The sequence below is a fragment of the Candidatus Aquicultor secundus genome, assembly GCF_002791875.1.
Classification (GTDB): Bacteria; Actinomycetota; Aquicultoria; order Aquicultorales; family Aquicultoraceae; genus Aquicultor_A; species Aquicultor_A secundus.
Genome location: NZ_PFNG01000194.1, coordinates 551 through 3,231, shown reverse-complemented (window position 1 = coordinate 3,231; position 2,681 = coordinate 551). Strand labels below are relative to the sequence as shown.

Annotated in this window: 6 protein-coding genes; all 6 read right to left on the bottom strand. The window is 42.9% G+C overall.

The window, feature by feature from the left end; translation table 11 throughout:
* Positions 1 to 181: 181 nt before the first annotated feature.
* The 6 genes from COY37_RS08145 to COY37_RS08120 all read right to left on the bottom strand — a co-directional run bounded on the left by COY37_RS08145 (position 182) and on the right by COY37_RS08120 (position 2,542).
* Complete coding sequence (locus COY37_RS08145) at positions 182 to 553, bottom strand: HepT-like ribonuclease domain-containing protein (RefSeq protein WP_286977162.1); 372 nt, start codon at positions 551 to 553, stop codon at positions 182 to 184.
* On the bottom strand, positions 550 to 870 hold the full coding sequence (locus COY37_RS08140) for a nucleotidyltransferase family protein (protein ID WP_286678686.1): 321 nt from the start codon (positions 868 to 870) through the stop codon (positions 550 to 552). The genes COY37_RS08145 and COY37_RS08140 overlap by 4 nt, the downstream gene beginning before the upstream one ends.
* Positions 871 to 1,297: 427 nt before the next feature.
* Positions 1,298 to 1,504, bottom strand: a complete 207-nt coding sequence (locus tag COY37_RS08135) for a type II toxin-antitoxin system HicB family antitoxin (RefSeq protein ID WP_286678687.1) — start codon at positions 1,502 to 1,504, stop codon at positions 1,298 to 1,300.
* Between the two features lie 153 nt (positions 1,505 to 1,657).
* Entirely contained in the window at positions 1,658 to 1,792 is a 135-nt protein-coding gene (locus COY37_RS08130; protein ID WP_286678688.1) for a hypothetical protein, read from the bottom strand.
* 166 nt (positions 1,793 to 1,958) lie between these two features.
* On the bottom strand, positions 1,959 to 2,243 hold the full coding sequence (locus COY37_RS08125; protein ID WP_286678689.1) for a HigA family addiction module antitoxin: 285 nt from the start codon (positions 2,241 to 2,243) through the stop codon (positions 1,959 to 1,961).
* A gap of 20 nt (positions 2,244 to 2,263) precedes the next feature.
* Positions 2,264 to 2,542 carry a type II toxin-antitoxin system RelE/ParE family toxin gene (locus COY37_RS08120; RefSeq protein ID WP_286678690.1) on the bottom strand — a complete coding sequence of 93 codons (279 nt, stop codon included), beginning with the start codon at positions 2,540 to 2,542 and terminating at the stop codon, positions 2,264 to 2,266.
* Positions 2,543 to 2,681 lie beyond the last annotated feature (139 nt).

Genomic DNA, 2,681 nt, shown 5'->3' with positions numbered 1-2,681 from the left:
TTTTATCTGCCCCCGAGCAATGCTTTATCCGGCTCGGTGAGCTGAAGTGCGGAAATCTTGCTTAACCTGATATGACCTCTCAGCTCATCGCCCGCTTCCCTTTTTACGCGAACCATAGATAAAAGTAAATGCGATATATCTACGGTGTCGGTCTTGAGTACTCAAGATTGACACCGTGCTCTTAGTCATGCTCCTCTTCCTCTCGTCTTTTTTCATCTTCGATTATCTGAAAGATTTGTTCTTTTAACGATGGTATGTCGATTTCTAAAGTTTGTTGTAAAACAGAAAGGTCAATCCCAAAATATTCATGAATGAGTTTGTCGCGCATGCCGGCCATCAATCGCCATGGAAGTGATGGATGTCGCTTTCTTATTGACTGCGGGATATTTTTAGCAGCCTCACCAATGATCTCTAGCGCTCTAATAACAGCAAAGACTGTCTTATCGTCATTTGCAATTTGGTCAAATGACATGCCCTCAGTAAAGCGATCAATTTTATCAATAGCATCAGCAATATCCTGTAAGTAGTCTAAATAGTCCCGCCTTGATCTCATATCTGAACAACCTCACTAAGTATGCGTTGACCTATGCGGGGTTTAAGGCTTGACTTCATGACCAAATCAACCTTTATGCCAAGCAGTTCACTGATATGATTTTCAAGCTCAATATACTTAAACAAGCTAGGTGCTTGATTAAACTCGACTAATATATCGATATCACTCGCAGGTTTTTGTTCGCCTCGCGCATATGAACCAAACACGCCAAGAGTTTTCACCGAATAATGCTTTTGTAAATAAGGCAAATGCTCTCTTAGCTTTTTTATAATCTGCTCAAGTTGTATTGTCTTTCTAAATCTAACAGCTTTTGTCATTTCAAGCCCCCGGTATAAAAATATTACACTAAACCTAACTTCGCTAAAACCTCATTAAGCTCACGGTCTGTCTCAATACGCTCCTCCTCGGCTTCCTGTAAGAGCACTATCGCCTACTCGGGTGGCAAAACTTCTTCTATAAATTTGTGCTTATGTTCTTTATAGCAAGCGGTTGTTCCTTCTTTGGTGCGTGGATTTTTAAATATTCTCGCGTGGTTACCGGGCAGCCGGGCCTACCAGGGTTGGTTCAACTTCAGATGCCACCGCCGATCCCTCAAGCCTCCGATATACGTAGGCATAGGCGGGCGCAATTAGTGGGAATACAATAAATAGGCCAAGCGGGCTCGGCGCACCTAACGTATTATCAATCGAACCCGCTATTGCTGAAATAATAGTACATGTTTCGCTCGTGTGCTCGGCCACGCGTTCATGCGGCCGTAAAGGAAATGCTTTGGAGGTCAGGACTTTCTTCACCATGCTCAAGACGATCGGCTATGACACGCAAGGCAAGCGCTTGTGCCCTTGCCTTGGCCTCGTCTGGCGTCTGCCCGTAAGCCATCACGCCCGGAAGGTCGGCGATTTCAGCCAACCATCGCCCATCTGCTTCTTGTTCGATTTCCAGCACTAATCTCATAGCAACACCTTTTTACTCGTTTATTTATAATTTTACCACGTTTTCCAATGGGTTTGCTTTGGTTACTTTGGTTTGTTATCGCCTAATGCTTAAGTTCACCCGCCGCTACGTGGACCGGCCGGATATCTTGAATTTTGGTTTTAGAAGCCCGGATCACAGGCGGACCAAGAACGGTTTTCCTCTTACGGAAAGCAGGTTGCCAAGAGTGGTCCGTATTTTGTTTGTAAAATCGCTTTCATGAATCTCCTCCATGATTACTTTGATCGGATCATTTTTCGTGTAGTTCACGACAATCTAACCGATAAGTTTGTAAAACCTAACATTGCGGCTCAGCGGCGGCGGAGTAAGCCGTTAGAGACATGGCAACAGAAATAATTAAGCAAGCAAATAGGACTTACAAGAGCACCCCGAAATCCGCCGTCCACTGCAGCCGGTTGTTAGGAAATCATTGTAATTAAGTTCCAGTTGCCTTATTAAACTCCTCAACTTTGGTGGGTTTTTGTTCAGCGTTCCACAAGTCTAATTTTGCCTGCATGTATAACCAACTTTCAGGTGTTGTTTTTGTTGCCTTACTAACCCGAACTGCCATTTCAGGACTTAGAGATGCTTTACAGTTCAGTAACTCTGACAAGGTCTTTCGAGTTACTCCTAAACGTTTAGCTGCTTCCGTTACGGTTAGACCCAGAGGCTTTATAACATCTTCTCGTAAAACCTCTCCAGGGTGAGTTGGTTTTCTCATTTTAAACACTCCTCATAAATTTAATGATAATCACAGTAATCTACATCTGTTGCATCTATGCCATCAAACCGGAAAATAACTCGCCAGTTGCCGCTAACCCAAACAGACCATGTGCCTTTTTCTTTTCCTTTAAGCTCATGCAACTTATAGCCAGGTAAATTCATATCCTGAGGTCTTACGGATGCGTCTAAACGATCCAAGATTCTGCCAAGTCTAGCAGCATGTTTCGCGTTTATTCCACTCCGATTATCACTATAGAAAAATCTTTCTAATCCCTTATGTTTGAAAGATTTAATCATCCATTATCCTGCCCTTCAACATAATAACATGTAACCTATAACGTTGCAAGTGATAAACGTTTGGTTATGCTAGAGCCGTATGTAGGTAGAATTTCAAATCATCTTTTAATATAAGAAACCAGTCAAATCAGAAGAGACG